This is a genomic window from Pyramidobacter sp. YE332 (assembly GCF_033060595.1).
Classification (GTDB): Bacteria; Synergistota; Synergistia; order Synergistales; family Dethiosulfovibrionaceae; genus Pyramidobacter.
On sequence record NZ_CP133038.1, the window covers coordinates 2,741,726 to 2,756,286 of the forward strand.

Annotated in this window: 18 protein-coding genes and 1 CRISPR repeat array; of the genes, 6 read left to right on the forward strand and 12 right to left on the reverse strand. The window is 60.4% G+C overall.

The window, feature by feature from the left end; genetic code table 11:
* Positions 1-385 precede the first annotated feature (385 nt).
* Positions 386-823: a hypothetical protein gene (locus RAH42_RS12865; protein WP_317539687.1), complete on the forward strand. Its 438-nt coding sequence runs from the start codon at positions 386-388 to the stop codon at positions 821-823.
* Between the two features lie 16 nt (positions 824-839).
* Here RAH42_RS12865 and RAH42_RS12870 read toward each other — a convergent pair whose 3' ends face one another.
* Positions 840-992, reverse strand: a complete 153-nt coding sequence (locus tag RAH42_RS12870; protein WP_317539688.1) for a hypothetical protein — start codon at positions 990-992, stop codon at positions 840-842.
* Between the two features lie 848 nt (positions 993-1,840).
* Here RAH42_RS12870 and RAH42_RS12875 point away from each other — a divergent pair.
* On the forward strand, positions 1,841-2,428 hold the full coding sequence (locus tag RAH42_RS12875) for a hypothetical protein (protein WP_317539689.1): 588 nt from the start codon (positions 1,841-1,843) through the stop codon (positions 2,426-2,428).
* Between the two features lie 655 nt (positions 2,429-3,083).
* On the opposite strand, the gene RAH42_RS12880 is transcribed toward RAH42_RS12875, so the two are convergent.
* From RAH42_RS12880 to RAH42_RS12915, 9 genes are all read right to left on the reverse strand, one after another.
* A complete protein-coding gene (locus RAH42_RS12880) occupies positions 3,084-3,458 on the reverse strand; it encodes a hypothetical protein (protein WP_317539690.1) in 375 nt (124 codons plus the stop codon).
* Positions 3,459-3,595: 137 nt separating this feature from the next.
* Positions 3,596-3,847, reverse strand: a complete 252-nt coding sequence (locus tag RAH42_RS12885) for a hypothetical protein (RefSeq protein ID WP_317539691.1) — start codon at positions 3,845-3,847, stop codon at positions 3,596-3,598.
* Positions 3,848-4,599: 752 nt separating this feature from the next.
* Entirely contained in the window at positions 4,600-4,746 is a 147-nt protein-coding gene (locus RAH42_RS12890; RefSeq protein ID WP_317539692.1) for a hypothetical protein, read from the reverse strand.
* 225 nt (positions 4,747-4,971) lie between these two features.
* Complete coding sequence (locus tag RAH42_RS12895; protein ID WP_317539693.1) at positions 4,972-5,229, reverse strand: hypothetical protein; 258 nt, start codon at positions 5,227-5,229, stop codon at positions 4,972-4,974.
* On the reverse strand, positions 5,223-5,666 hold the full coding sequence (locus RAH42_RS12900) for a hypothetical protein (protein ID WP_317539694.1): 444 nt from the start codon (positions 5,664-5,666) through the stop codon (positions 5,223-5,225). Before RAH42_RS12900 ends, RAH42_RS12895 begins: the two co-directional genes overlap by 7 nt.
* Positions 5,667-5,794: 128 nt before the next feature.
* A CRISPR array of direct repeats spans positions 5,795-7,084; the repeat unit is 27 nt; unit sequence ATTCACGCGCTCCTCGCGGAGCGCGAC.
* Positions 7,085-7,570: 486 nt separating this feature from the next.
* Positions 7,571-8,059: a hypothetical protein gene (locus RAH42_RS12905; RefSeq protein ID WP_317540265.1), complete on the reverse strand. Its 489-nt coding sequence runs from the start codon at positions 8,057-8,059 to the stop codon at positions 7,571-7,573.
* Positions 8,017-8,310, reverse strand: coding sequence for an NAD-binding protein (locus RAH42_RS12910; RefSeq protein WP_317539695.1), 294 nt, complete (start codon positions 8,308-8,310; stop codon positions 8,017-8,019). The genes RAH42_RS12905 and RAH42_RS12910 overlap by 43 nt, the downstream gene beginning before the upstream one ends.
* The gene (locus tag RAH42_RS13240; RefSeq protein WP_343228920.1) at positions 8,223-8,471 is read right to left on the reverse strand and encodes an NAD(P)-binding domain-containing protein; all 249 of its coding nucleotides are present in this window, start codon (positions 8,469-8,471) and stop codon (positions 8,223-8,225) included. Before RAH42_RS13240 ends, RAH42_RS12910 begins: the two co-directional genes overlap by 88 nt.
* On the reverse strand, positions 8,390-8,791 hold the full coding sequence (locus tag RAH42_RS12915; protein WP_343228912.1) for an NAD(P)-binding domain-containing protein: 402 nt from the start codon (positions 8,789-8,791) through the stop codon (positions 8,390-8,392). Before RAH42_RS12915 ends, RAH42_RS13240 begins: the two co-directional genes overlap by 82 nt.
* A 596-nt stretch (positions 8,792-9,387) precedes the next feature.
* Between RAH42_RS12915 and RAH42_RS12920 the strand changes: the two genes are divergently transcribed.
* From RAH42_RS12920 to RAH42_RS12935, 4 genes are all read left to right on the forward strand, one after another.
* On the forward strand, positions 9,388-9,855 hold the full coding sequence (locus tag RAH42_RS12920) for an aminotransferase class I/II-fold pyridoxal phosphate-dependent enzyme (RefSeq protein ID WP_317539696.1): 468 nt from the start codon (positions 9,388-9,390) through the stop codon (positions 9,853-9,855).
* 31 nt (positions 9,856-9,886) lie between these two features.
* On the forward strand, positions 9,887-10,141 hold the full coding sequence (locus RAH42_RS12925) for an aminotransferase class I/II-fold pyridoxal phosphate-dependent enzyme (protein ID WP_317539697.1): 255 nt from the start codon (positions 9,887-9,889) through the stop codon (positions 10,139-10,141).
* A gap of 310 nt (positions 10,142-10,451) precedes the next feature.
* Positions 10,452-11,738 (forward strand): C69 family dipeptidase, encoded by a 1,287-nt coding sequence (locus tag RAH42_RS12930; protein WP_317539698.1) that lies wholly within the window; start codon positions 10,452-10,454, stop codon positions 11,736-11,738.
* Positions 11,684-11,953, forward strand: coding sequence for a hypothetical protein (locus RAH42_RS12935; RefSeq protein ID WP_317539699.1), 270 nt, complete (start codon positions 11,684-11,686; stop codon positions 11,951-11,953). The genes RAH42_RS12930 and RAH42_RS12935 overlap by 55 nt, the downstream gene beginning before the upstream one ends.
* Positions 11,954-12,185: 232 nt before the next feature.
* Here the strand turns inward: RAH42_RS12935 and RAH42_RS12940 are convergent, their stop codons facing one another.
* Positions 12,186-13,343 carry an iron-containing alcohol dehydrogenase gene (locus tag RAH42_RS12940; protein WP_078016980.1) on the reverse strand — a complete coding sequence of 386 codons (1,158 nt, stop codon included), beginning with the start codon at positions 13,341-13,343 and terminating at the stop codon, positions 12,186-12,188.
* A 253-nt stretch (positions 13,344-13,596) separates the two neighbouring features.
* A complete protein-coding gene (locus RAH42_RS12945) occupies positions 13,597-14,502 on the reverse strand; it encodes a cation diffusion facilitator family transporter (RefSeq protein ID WP_317539676.1) in 906 nt (301 codons plus the stop codon).
* Positions 14,503-14,561 lie beyond the last annotated feature (59 nt).

Consider the following 14,561-nt stretch of genomic DNA (forward strand, 5'->3'; position numbering starts at 1 on the left):
CCCGGCTGAAAAAACAGACGACGGGCATCGTTTTCCAAGACCCGTGAAGCACTGATACTAATTCTTGATAGAAAGTATTAACATAGTTTCCCGGGCGCTGCGGGGAGTTCAGTCGCTCAGACTATTTCGACCGCTGTACGGTCTGCGCAGCTCGCTTATGAATCTCCCCCGCAGCGCCTCTGTATTCGGCATTTAATGAGAAATAGTATGGGATCTTTGATTGGATCAAGAACCGCGAGTCCTTCGCCGTTCCGCCGCGCCTCGGACTCCTCCCGTCACATGACAAAAATGCCCGCGCTAACGGTTGACATGTTAGCGTCGGGCATTTATTTCACTCCGCGCGGAAGAAAAACTTCCGCCGCCTCTTTTTTCATGGCGGCGTCCCGTGGACGTGGAGGCCGCTCTGTTTCGATTACTCGGTGTTCAGCAAAACCGCGGTGGCGCGCTCGGTCACTTCCGCCTCGAGCGGGTTGTTCGGCGCGTCGTCAAAAACCGCGCCGGCGCCATTTTTCGGGGAGTTGCTCTTGGCCTGAAAAATGTTTTATGTCTGGCAGATACGACGAATCATCTTCTCTTTTTGCAGAAAATTCCCGCAGCGCCTCCAGCGACAGATGTACATAATTCCGCCGCGGATCCGGCAGCACGGAACGAAAACCAAGCCGCCGCGCCAGCGCGCAGAAACGCGCTTGTTCGCGGCCCGATCGCCACGTCGGCCGCCTGGCCGGTCAGATGCCGGCTATGCGGCACGCCGCCGACGCGGGCGTTATGGCGGGGGCAGCGCCGCCCGCTGGTAAAGGTCAGGCGCTTTTTCCAGCTCGCCTGAAGCTCTGCCAGCTTCTTCAAAAAACGGCGTCCATGCCTGCCGCGCCACAGCAGCGGCAGCACAGCGATTCCATCTGGCGGGCGTCCAGTTCCGCCAGAGCCGCAGCATGCGGCTCGCTTCCGCTGTCGCCTCGGGCGGCGCCCGGCGTGCCGCCCGATTCTCCCGTCAAAGCGGGACCACGAGCGCCGCCAGAGCGACCAGCAGCTTCACACCTCCATCACGATCACCTCCTTCCGCGTGAAGTCCTCGCACGAGGGCATATAAAAGAGTGCATTTCGAACGATATAAATACAAACAGATCGATCAAAACGACGCGAACCGACAGTGCCGCACAAGGCAAACGCGGCGAAAGCCCGGAGATGAAAGGCGGGGGACGGATTCTGCGTTGATTTTTCGCCATCATCAGGTATCATCACTTTCAATAATACAGAGCCGCCGTGCAAGCCGTTTTACGGTGGCGTGGCGCGCGGTGGGAAATCAATATGACCAAGGGGAATCAGGATGAAAGGACTCAAAAGGCAGCTACTGATAGGGCGGCACTCGTCGTGTGCTCGCCGGCGTCGCCGGAGGCGTTTACGGCACACGGCTGAAGACGGTCGCGTCGATCCGGCGCATCACTTCTACGACTCCGGCTACAATCTCTACCGTATGAACGTCGGTACGACTACCGTCTCGACGATGTCATCGCGTCCGGCATCGCCGACGACCAATCGATCGTCGACGCTACGATGTCGGAAGCGCTTCCTTTCCTGCCGCTGCGCCTCAAGGCGCCGAATGCGCTTTCAGCGTCAAGACGCCGACGGCGACGCGCTGATGGGGCGAAACTACGATTTCAAAACAACACTTCGGCGATGCTGGTCTACGCAACGCTGAAAGACGGCTACAAATCGGTCGCTTTCGCCGCGCTTGACAACCTCATGCCAATGCTCCCGATCAAAGCCTCAAAGCCAAACTCTCATGCCTGGCCGCTCCCTTCGTCTGTCTCGACGGCGTCACGAAAAGGGCGTCTCCATCGCAGTGCTGACGCTCGACAGCCCGCCGACGCGCCAGCACACCGGCAAGCCTGTCATCGCCACCACGCTGGCCATTCGCCTCGTGCTCGACAAGGCGGCCAGCACCGCCGAGCGGTCAAGCTGCTGGAAGCTTACGACATGTTCGCCACCAGCGGACCGATTATCATTCTACATCACCGATGCCGCCGGCGACGGCCGCGTCGTCGAGTTCGACTGTCTCGACGAAAAGCGTCGCTTGTCGCCACGCCCATGCGCGCCATCACGAATTTTTACGCGCTCTACAAGGACAAAGTGCTGCCCTATCAGAGAACGGCGTATTCGGACGCGGCCGCGACGCTACGACACCATCGAGAAGATCCTTACCGAGCACGAGAACAACGTCACGCCGCAGATCGCCTGGAAAGCCCTCATCGACGCCTCGCAGGCTCCAAAGAGGGGACGTGACCAGCAACAGCAGTGGTCCGTCCTTTACAACAACACGCAGTTGACCGCCGAGATCGCGATCCGCCGCGACTGCAGACCGTACACACTACAGTCTGAAGACAAACGAACTCCAATAACCTGCGACGGGCCTGATATTATTTCTACTTAAAAGCCGAACGCAAGAGCGCTGCGGGAGATTCACAAGCGAGCTGCGCAGCAGTCGAGCTCCTTCTGAGCGACTGAATTCCCCGCGGCGCCCAGAAACTATGTTAATACTTCTATCAAGAATTAGTACGAAGGATTATGAAGGGCTTCTTTATCCGTGCCTGAAAACGAACGCAGGCGGAGCGAACGGGTATCGTTCGCTCCGCCTGCGTTTCGGAAGGTCGGCAGATTCTTCGCAGCGGCGCGTTCCACGCGGACACCGCCGCTCGACGTTTCTGTTTTCCCGGCGCCGCGGCGGACTGATTTCCTCTATCGGCCGAAGAGCGCCGCAATCTGCTTGACGGTGTCGTCGAAAACGACGCTGAAAGGTTCGCCGCGAAGAGGCGCTGGAAGGGACTCGGCTTGCGGGGAAGAAGTAGCCCACCGCGCCACGGCAACGACAACGACAGCCAGCCAGAACCAGAAGCGGCTCTTCCGCGGCGCTGTGTCTTTTCGGCGCCACGACCGCGCGCTTCGTCAACGCGCACGCGCTTGGGATCCGGTCTGCAGGCGTCTTCACGACGGCTTGGCTGTTCGACGGGACGGTCGCACCGCAGTAGGGCAAAAGTGCTGCTCGTCGTTTTCGAACTTCTTTCCGCAGGTGTCAGTAAATTGCCTTCTCATCTCTCCTTTGAAGTGATCCGGCAAACTGTTTTAGTTTTATGATCCGCCCGCATGCGTCCAGCAAGGACCGGATCAGCGCGTGCATTCGCAACAGCGGTCGCACTCGTCCAGCTCCTGCCGGGTGCATAATCGAGCGCGACGGCGCGTTGAGCCGAGGTCGGTAAGAACCCGCGGAGGCGCTCAATGTGCGCTTTTACCTCGTGATACGCGTCGAGATGGGCTGACGGCGCGCAATGCTTCGCGTGCACGGCAACGAAGGACGTGAGACGGAAGCGGATCCGCTTCGCCCATGGTGGCTGTCGTGATGACTCCCAGAATCGAAGTAATGAAGAAAACCGGCGGTCGTAACTCTGCTTCTTGCCGTCGATCATGCGCTTCTCCTGTGGCTGATGTGCTCACCTCCAGCTCGACGCGCTCGACCTGCCCAGAGGACGAGGTCGGGATTGACGGCCAGCAGGTCGTCATCGGCATCTTCGAGCACACGAAGGTCCCCCCGCTTCGTCGATCATCAGCCGCCCACCGTTACCGACTTCGCGCGAGCTCGAGAAGCCGCGCAGTTCTCGAGGTTACGTTCGCGGTCCCGAACTGTTCGTCGATCTGCGCCACCTCTCTCGCGGCGCTCATCGAACCATGCGAAAGCTCTGGCGCACTTCTTGCACAGATTGCCGTCCGCCAGCCTGCGATTGCCAAGCAGCCGATCTCGCCGCCGCAGATGGAACAGATCTTTTCTCGAAAAGTTGCCGAAGAGTCCCATCCCCATCTCCATCTCCCCTTGTCTTCCAGTTTGAAAGCTCCGCACATTCGCGCGCGGACGATCTTTCATAGTCGCATATACCCTATCCGCCGCCATTCCACATCGCCCGATCGGGTGAAATGCGAAAGATCCGCAAAAGACGCTCGAGATCGAACGCAACCAGAATCAACCACAACTGGTAAATCAGCCAGCTAATTCGCGCGTCCGTGAGGTGCAACAGCGGCTTTTGTCGGCCCATTCGTCGTCGTTGCTGCTTCAATTCGCGCGCTCTCACGGAGCGCGACGCGTTGTAGACCGCCAGCGCGACAGTCGTTCGCAGTGTTTCAATTCACGCGCTCCTCGCGGAGCGCGACCCTCCGGAATCAGCACGGCGCAAGCTCGGGCTTGCGTTTCATTCACGCGCTCTCGCGGAGCGCGACCTGTCAATACCAATAAAAAAGTCACCATAACTGCTCATTGAAAAGTCACCCCATCACACTCTCATCACAGCAGACACCTCGAAAGAACTCCCCATCGTGCCCCATAACAACGTCTACGCGAACGTACATTTATCCCGACTGTGCTATGATATCCCTGCCTTTGACGACGCCACGCCGCCATGGTGGTCCGGAGCGGCTTGTGCGCTTTCACAAGCCCGCTTTTCCGTTTCTTTGCCGATGCCTCATCGGAGTCGACTCGTTTTGACTTTCACCTCCTTCATCTCGATCCGTCTGCCCTTGGAAACACCCCAGATCCGCCCGGTCGACGTTTCACGCACCTCAACCGTCGTTTGGCCATCCCGAGGCAATCGTCCCCGCCGGAACGTACCGACGACCTCCGTAGGAGATCATGCCGCCGTGATCCGTCCTGCGAGATTCGCGACGCGCAAAGAGAAAATCCAAATCGACTTTTCCTTCCGGCTTCACATAAACGTCCTCTCCTCAGCCGGATTGACGGCAACTTCCGATTGTGCCTGGCGATGAGCTTGGGCAAAACCTCGTTGGCCGCCGTGATATCCGAGACGCCAAGCAGCCTCAGTCCCCGGCAGCCTGTCCTGCATCGTGTTCCAAAGACGTTCGACACGCCCCTTCGCCTCCGGCGTCAAGGCAAAGATCTGCCCGATCCAGATCCTTCAGCCCCGTCCGAACAACTTAACGGCTCTCCTTCCCCGCCTCATTCCCTTCATTTTCTTCATTCCTTTCATTCCTTTCATTCCTTTCATTCCCTTTAGTTCTTTCATTCCCTTCGATCCGATCCTCATCATCCTGCGCCCGTGCCTTGGAGAGCGGAAAATCGTATGCCGGTCGCTGTAAATCGCCATCGGCAGCCATACCCTCGATCCCCATCCCCAGCGCGGCGACATAGCCCGCCATACATTCGTTCTCAGTGAAATAGGCGCCAGTCACCATCCCCGTCGCATCGTCATATAAGCGTGCAGCGTCGCACGCCCGTCCCCCTGCCAAACATTCAAACGACGTGGCGTCAGTCTGCCACAACATCCCCGCGGCCACCTTCCGCGGTCGGGAACGGTGAAGCTTCGGCCGTCGCCGCACACTCTCTTGCTCCTGATCCCCTCGTCCTTCAGGATGCGGACGACACTCGAACGGCTGATCCTGATCCCCTCCCGTTCGTTCAGGCATTCCGCAAAGTGAGAGAAGTTGAAATCGTAATAGACCTCCTCATACGCCTTCAGCACCGACTCCCGAACCTCATCTCCGATCCTGCGCCGAGACGTTCTGCCGCGGTTGCCGTGAACAAGCCCCGCCCCCTGAGCGACGAACCTTCTTGATCCTGATGATTTGCCGTTGACAGAGCCCAGCTTTTCCGCCGCCTCCCTGTTCGTCATGCGTCCGTCGACAAGCGCTCCGATAATCCTGATACGATCCAGTTCCTTTGTGACAATGTCATTCGCTCCTGTTTCATGAACGGTATATCTCAGAGTGACATTTTCTTGGAACAGTTATGGTGACTTTATCACTGAACAACGACACTCGCGGAGCGCGACCTTGACAGTCAATTTCCTGTATGCTAAGATTCATGTTTCAATTCACGCGCTCCTCGCGGAGCGCGACCGCCGCTTTGAGGGTTATTCAGCGCGTAAGCGACGTTCAATTCACGCGCTCCTCGCGGAGCGCGACCGATCTTTCAGGTTATCCACGTGCGACGCCGATGTTTCAATTCACGCGCTCCTCGCGGAGCGCGACCGCTTTTTGCCGGGCTGGACGCCGAACGGCTGACGTTTCAATTCACGCGCTCCTCGCGGAGCGCGACCACAACGCCGAGACCCCCGGCGCGTCGCCGAAGTCGTTTCAATTCACGCGCTCCTCGCGGAGCGCGACGAGACCACGGCCCGCAGCGGGACCGCGTCGTCGTTTCAATCACGCGCTCCTCGCGGAGCGCGACTCGCCGAAGAGCTACCTGCTGAAGACGTTTTTCACGAGTTTCAATTCACGCGTCCTCGCGGAGCGCGACACGGCGCGCGCTCGTCCATATCGTCGAGACTCAGTTTCAATTCACCGCTCCTCGCGGAGCGCGACCCTGGCGATCTCCGAGGGCGCCTCACGTCATGCGGTTTCAATTCACGCGCTCTCGCGGAGCGCGACACGGGCGGATGTGGTCTTCGTCTCCTCCGTGGTTTCAATTCACGCGCTCCTCGCGGAGCGCGACGGGCACAAGCTGGAATTGACGCCAGCCGCTACGGGTTTCAATTCACGCGCTCCTCGCGGAGCGCACACGCCTCGTGGCACAGGCGCAGCAAGCGCTCGCAGTTTCAATTCACGCGCTCCTCGCGGAGCGCGACGTCATGCCGTTCCCCGCCTCCTTTTCAGCTTCCGCGTTTCAATTCACGCGCTCCTCGCGGAGCGCGACACGCTATCGTTCGGAACATCGGTTCCGCTTGCTGCGGTTTCATTCACGCGCTCCTCGCGGAGCGCGACGCGGTGAGGTCGCAAGCATCTTTGCAGCACTCGTTCAATTCACGCGCTCCTCGCGGAGCGCGACGGACGTGAGCACCACCAGTTCAGACTTCTCCGTTTCAATTCACGCGCTCCTCGCGGAGCGCGACGATCAGCTTCGCGACGTCGCGAAGCTGCATCAGAGTTTCAATTCACGCGCTCCTCCGGAGCGCGACCAACGCCGTTGAGGACCATGCCCGCGCCCATGGTGTTTCAATTCACGCGCTCCTCGCGGAGCGCGACAGCTGTTCGAAGATGGTCGTGCGGTTACTCATTTGTTTCAATTCACGCGCTCCTCGCGGAGCGCGACAGTGGTACTTTTGAGACGGTATTTCCCCGCTTTCTCGAAGCGTTCCCGCGAAGTTCGTCGCAAGCTCTATTTCCTTGTGGCTTTCACAGTGTATCTTACAGGGATTTCCGTGTTCCCATTAACCGCGACGGCCTAGGAATAGTATGACGAATTTCTTCACAGCTGAATGGTTGGGCGTGCGTTTGCCGGATCACCGATTTTTGCGCGCTTGGGGTTCGCGCTTACAGAATGAGTGCCGATTCCGGGTTGTAACTTTTCTTCGCGCCTATGTGTTCCACTCGTTTTTCCCAGTTGTTGCCGAGGAGGTAAAAACGCAGACGGCGGCCAACGAGGTTTTGCCCAAGCTCATCGCCAGGCACAATCGGAAGTTTGCCGTCAATCCGGCTGAGGAGAGGACGTTTATGTGAAGCCGGAAGGAAAAGTCGATTTGGATTTTCTCTTTGCGCGTCGCGAATCTCGCAGGACGGATCACGGCGGCATGATCTCCTACGGAGGTCGTCGGTACGTTCCGGCGGCGGACGATTGCCTCGGGATGGCCCAAACGACGGTTGAGGTGCGTGAAACGTCGACCGGCGGATCTGGGGTGTTTCCAAGGGCAGACGGATCGAGATGAAGGAGGTTGAAAGTCAAAAACGAGTCAACTCCGATGAGGCATCGGCAAAGAAACGGAAAAGCGGGCTTGTGAAAGCGCACACCGCCGGAATCCTCATTCCCAGCGTCAAAGAAAGCGTGCTTACCCGCAGCATTGTCCAGGGAAAGCGTCCCAATGGCCGTCCGGTGCCACTGCCGCGACGCCGGGGTCGTTTGCGAAGGAACTAGCACGCGAAGCAAGATACAGTTGTACAGCGCCTGGGTACCGTCGTTTTCGCCGCCTTCGTCAGCCAGGCGGCGGTAAAGTTTGTCGGCCAGCTCCAGCCCGGGCAGGTCGAGCTTCATCTCCCGCGCGCAGTCGAGGGCGATGCCCATGTCCTTGATGAAGTGCTTGACGTAAAACCCGGCTTGAAATCGCCCTTCAGCATGCGCGGCGCCAAGTTGCTCATCGAAAAGCTGCCCGCCGCGCCGCCGGAGATGCTGGTCAGAACCGACTGCGGATCGAGCCCGGCCGTGCGCGCGTAGGCCAGCGCTTCGCAGACGCCCATCATGTTGGACGCGATGGCGATCTGGTTGGCCATCTTGGTATGCTGCCCCGCGCCCCATGTGCCCTGAAGCCTCCATTCTTTGCCCATGGCGGCGAACAGCGGCTCCGCCAGCTTGAACGCCGCTTCCGGCCGCCGGCCATGATCGTCAGCTTGGCCTCGCGCGCCCCTACGTCGCCGCCGGAAACGGGCGCGTCGAGCGCCTCGCCGCCCAGCTCCCGCGCTTTGGCGCCGATTTTCGCGGCCAGCAGCGGCGACGAGGTGTCATATCGATGACCAGCTTGCCCAGAGCAAAGCCCGCGAACAGACCTTTTTCGCCGAAGTAGACCTGCTCCACGTCGCGCGGATAGCCGACGACCGTGATCACCGCCTCGGCCGCGCGCATCACCGCGGCGGGGCTGTCGGCCCATGCCGCGCCGGATGCCAGCAACGTTTCGGCGGAAGCTTTCGTGCGATTATAGACTGTCAGCTCGAAACCGGCTTTCATCAGGTTCGCCGCCATCGCTCTCCCCATCACGCCCAGCCCGACAAACCGATCTTCTTCAAAGTCATCAGAATCTCTCCTTTTCATCAGATCCCGCGCGGCGCAAGCCGCGCTCGTCTTCCTTTTTGTTTTATTCTAGCACGGATCGTTCGCATGAAGAGCCACGAGTTTCTCCGCTGGATATTTATCAAGCCGGTATGAAAATGTTATAATGGCGCAAATTTGAAAAACCCAGTCAGGAGGCCTGACCATGGAATACAGACTCAGTCACCGCGCCCAGAACCTGCGCCGCTGCATGATGGACGCCTTTCATCTGCGCGACGCGAAGGACATGATCTTCTTCAACTCAGGACAGCCCGCGGCGGATCTTTATCCTCGCGCCCTGCTGCGCGCCGTCCTCGACGAGCTGCTCGCCGAGGAGCCGCAGATACTCGCCTACCCCGGTTCGCAGGGCGACGAAGAACTGCGCAAAGCCCTGGCCGAACGCCAGAACCGCCTCGACGGCGGCGCCGGCATCCGGGCGGAACAGATCGTCGTCACCAACGGCGGCACCGGCGGCGCCGATCTGCTCGCCCAGTTATTTATCGATCCCGGCGACACGGTGCTGAGCGAAACGCCCACGTTCCCGGAGACGCTGGACTGCTTCACCAAATCCGGCGCGCGCCTCGCAGGCGTCTCCATGGATGCCGGCGGGCCGCTGCCCGACGAGCTCGAACGCCTGGCGCAAAAGTGCCGGCCGCGCTTCTTTATGTCATCCCCAACTTCAGAACCCCACGGGGCGCTGCACCTCGCCCGAACGCCGCCGCGCCGTCGCGGAGATCGCGCGCCGGTACGGCTTCTTCATCGTCGAGGACGATCCCTATCGCGAGCTGAGCTTCGACGCCGCGCCGCCGCCTTCCTATCATTCGCTGGCGCCCGACTGCACGATCTCCATGGGCAGCCTCTCCAAGACCATCGCGCCGGGAATGCGCATCGGCTGGCTGGTGCTGCCGGACGAGCTGGTCGAGCGCGCCGTGATGACGCTCAAGGCCACGGCGCTGTGTTATCCCGCCCTGCTCCACCGCGCCGCCGCGCGCGTGCTCGAACATCCTCAGTTCGACGCTCACGTCGCCGAGTTATGCCGCGATCTGAAGCGACGTTACCAGCTTTGACTGGATTGATGAGCGCACAGATCCCAACGGGATGGCTGACGTGGGAAACGCCGCTGGGGGAATGTTCCTGTGGTGCCGCCTGCATGACGGCGTCTCGGCCATGGACTTCGCCGTGCGCGCCCGCGATCGTTGGCACGTGGCCTTTTTCCCCGGCGTGTGTTTCACACCCAACTACGAAGGGGAAGACTTCTCGCTGCGCCTTACCTTCGCGCGCCAGACCGACGCCCAGATGGCCGAAGGCGTACGCCGCATCGCCGCGGCGCTGAAGAGCTTCGCCGCGAACTGACGCAGAGTTTCGGCGCCGTGGGGACAGGACTCGCATAAACATGCGTCGCGCGGTTTGCGGCACAGCCCTGTGAAAAGGACGGGACCGTACGGTCTCTATTCAACGGGAAACGATGAAGCGCTGCTTCTTGACATATTCATAAAATATATGTTAGATTCATTGCACCTTGTTTCACAAAACGAAAAGGAGGCAATGCAATGTCGAAGAAATTTTAAGCGTTCTGCTCCTTCTGATCGGAATCACCTGTGAAGCGGCTCTGGGCTGCACCGTTTTTGGCGTCGGAAAGAATGTGTCCGCGACGGGGCACGCCATGGTTTCGCATTCCTGCGACTCCATGTCGGACACGTTTCAGCTGCACCTGATTCCCGCCGCGTCGCATGAAGCGGGCGCTGAGCGCTTTTTGCTCAAAGAAGGCAAAGGCTGCGACGCCGGCGCCGATCCCGGCGTGATCGGCAAAATCCCCGAAGTTCCGCAGACCAATCAGTATCTGACCAGCCGCTACTCGTTCCTCAACGACAAGGGACTGGCCATGGGCGAATCGACCATGACGATGACCGCCGACGACAAACGCAGCGAAAAAGTGCTGGAAGTCATGGAAACCAACGCTTTCGGCATGACGAACTGCCATATCGTTCAGGACATCGCCCTCGAACGCGCCGGCACCGCCCGCGAGGCCGTAAAGGTCATCGGCGATCTGATCGACGAATACGGCTGGTACGAGGCCGGCGAGACCATGCCGATCACCGACGGCGACGAAGTATGGATCGTCGAAGCCTACGGCAACAAGATGTGGGCCGCCTGGCGCGTGCCCGACGACGAGATTTTCGTGGCCGCGAACCGCGCCCGTCTGCGCGAACTCGACCTGACCGATACGGAAAACGTCGCCTACGCTCCCGGCATGGTCGAGTACGCCGTCGAGCAGGGCTTCATCGACGCCAAAGACGTGAACATGAAGAGCTTCAGCCCCGCCGACGTGTTCTATCCCACGCTGCGCCTTTACTCCGCGCTGCGCGAATGGCGCGCGCTCACCCTCTTCGCACCCTCCCTCAAACTCGATCCCTACGCCCACTATTTCCCCAAGTCGGTCAAGCCCGACAAACCCGTCACCGTCGCCGACCTGTTCCGTATTTACGGCGACTGGTACGAAGGCACCGAGTTCGACCTCAGCAAAGGCCCCGCCGCCGGTCCCTACGGCAATCCCAACCGCTACCGCAAAGAGATCAAACTGGGCTGGAACGACAACGAATTCCCCCGCGCCATCAACGACTACCGCCACACCTACGTGCAGATCTGCGAGGTCGATCCCACCCTGCCCGAAGCCGTGCGCGGCATCGTCTGGTTCGGTTACGGCGCCGCCGACACCACCTATCTGACGCCCTTCTGGGCCAGCATGAAAGCTCTGCCCGAGCCCTTCACCACCGGCACGCGCAAAGGCCCCTTCGACCCCAAGTCCGCCTGGTGGAGTGCATCCGCGTGCAGCACATCGCCGAACTGCGCTACCAGGACATCCGCAAGGAGATCATCGACTACCGCACGCCCCTCATGGAAGCCGATTACGTCAAGGCGCACGAGATTCAAAAGCAGGCGGCCGAGCTGATCAAAAACGGCCAGAGCGACAAAGCTCTCGACTTGATCACCGACTACGCCTGCGGCAACGCCGTCGCCCGCCACAAGGGCTGGAACGAACTGGGCAACCGTCTCTTCGCCAAATACTGCCTGAACGGCACCAACATGGAGTACAAAACCTATCCCGAAGAGTGGAGCCGTCTGATCTGGAAAGGCCCCTTCCTCCGTCCCGACGGCACCAAGTAACCTAAGAACGCAACGGAGAAACGAAGACACGGAGAAAAGCGAAAACGAAGACGACAACCGACACAAATCCCCTGACGGGCGACGACCGTCAGGGGATTCTTTGAGCAATGAAAAGAGCCGATGGTCACGTTGATCATCGACTCTTTTTCTGTAATTGATCATTCAATTTTCGCTTTTCTCCGCTTCGCCGCTTCTCCGCAGTCGGTTCCGTTTAAAACTGACTGCGCCCGGCTCAATAACATTCGGTGAGGATGTCGAAAATCTCGCCGACGGTGAGCTGGCGGCAGCAGCCTTCCTTGATGTTGGTGCTGCGGGCGACGGCGTTGTAGAAGGAGCGGTCGGCGATGCCCATCTTGCGGAAGCTGTTGGGCAGGCCGACGTCAATCACGAACTGTTCCAGCGCGGCGATGCCGGCCAGCGCGGTCTCGCGGTCGTCGCCGCGGTCGGCTACGCCCCAGACGTTTTTCGCCCAGCGCGCGAAACGCTGCGGCGCGGCCTTGTAGAGGTGACGGTAGAGGATCGGCTGGATCACGGCCAGCCCCATGCCGTGGTTGCAGTTGGTGTACGCGCCGACCTGATGCTCGATCTGGTGGGCCTGAAAGTCGGTGACTTTGCCGATCTTGAGCAGACCGTTTTCGCTCACGGCCGCCGCCCACATCAGCTCGCCGCGCACGCGCAGATCGCCCGGATCTTTCACGAGGGCGCGCGTGCTGCGGATGACGTGGCGCATCATGGCCTCGGCGATCTCGTCGGTGAGGTTGTCGTCGAGCGGCTTGCCGAAGTAGCTCTCCATGCAGTGCGAGAGCGTGTCGAACGCGCCCGAAAGGACCTGCGCCCTCGGCGCGGAGAGCGTATAGGCGGGATCGAGCGCCGCGAAGGACGGCGCCGCGCCGGTCATGCTGCCCTTGATCTTCTTCTCTTCGTTGGTGATCACGGCGATGTCGTTTTGCTCGGAGCCGGTACCGGCCACGGTAACGACGACGCCGAGGGGGATGAACTGCGCCGGGGCGGCCTGAAAGCGGAACTTCATCTCCCACAGGTCTTCGTCGGTCAGGGCCTGAGCGGCCACGACCTTGCAACAGTCGCTCACCGAACCGCCGCCGACGGCGAGGATCAGGTCGACGCGCTTCTCGCGGGCCAGGCGCGCGCCCTCCCGGACTTTGGCGTACGTCGGGTTGGGCATGATGCCGCTGAACTCGACCACGTCTTTATTGGCTTCGCCCAGAAGCTTCATGACCGTACCGTAGACGCCGTTTCTTTTGACGGAGCCGCCGCCGTAGGCGAGCATCACCGTACGGCCGTACTTGGGGAGTTCGGCCCGCAGCGCGCGGACGGCGGCGTCCGCGCCGAAATAGGTGACGGTCGGATAGGAAAAGACAAAATCGCGCATGAGAAAGACCTCCTTTGCAGATCGGGATCGTTTGCACCTATCGTCAGTTTAAGGGGAAAGCCGCGCAAAGTCCACCGCCAGGATGTCGCGGCGTGAAGAAAAAATCGCCGCCGTCTGCGGCAAAAGAGGAAACGTTTTTAGCGTTCCACGTGGAACATTTTTCTTCGTTCATGTATTTACAACGAGTCAAAAAGCATGTCATACAAATGATATCTTTTTCGCGGCTTAGCGGCGACTTTTATTCCGCGAGGACTCAAAGCGGATTGACGTGGACCATCACGTGCTTGACCTGCGGAAAGTTCGTTTCGACCGCGTCATGGACCCTTTCGGCGACGGCGTGGGCGGCGGCCAGCGAACAGCGGCCGTCCACGCCGATCTCGATGTCGACGTAGACGCGGCTGCCGAACTCGCGCGTGTTCATCAGGTCGATGCGGCGCACGCCCGCCTGAGCGGCCACGCACTCGCGCAGCGCCCATTCGGTAGCCTCGTCGCAGGCGTGATCGACCATCTTGTCGGTGGCGTCCTTGAAGATGTCGATCGCCGCTTTGACGATGAACAGACAGATGACGAGGCTGGCCGCCGGTTCCAGCACCGGAGATCCCATGCGCGCGCCGCCGATGCCGATCAGAGCGCCCACCGACGACAGCGCGTCGGAGCGGTGATGCCACGCTTCGGCTTTCAGCGCCGTGGAGTCGATGCGCCGCGCCCGCAGCCACGTGTACCAGAACATCGACTCCTTGACGGCGATCGACAGGGCCGCCGCGAAGAGCGCGATGCCGCCCGGCTGCGGCATGTTCCGGTACGCGCCGCTCCAGATCTTTTCCACGGCGCCCCAGCCGATCAGCAGTCCGACCGCCGCCAGGATGCCGCCGAGGATCAGCCCCGCCACGCATTCGAGCCGCTCGTGCCCGTAAGGATGCGAGCGGTCCGACGGCCGCGCCGAGACCTTGACTCCCGCGACGACGATGACGCTGCCGAGGATGTCGGACGTAGAGTGGACGGCGTCGCTGATCATGGCGCCGGAATGCCCGATCGCGCCGGATGCGAACTTGAACGCCGCCAGCAGCAGATTGCCCGCGCCGCAGACGACGGAGACGCGCGTGGCGATTTTTTCGAACTGAGTTTTTTCCGGCGCGTCGGCGCGCGTTTCCCGATTCATGACAATTTCCTCCTGAACGGATGGTTTCATGAGATCCGCCCGCCTCGCGGAGCACGAAA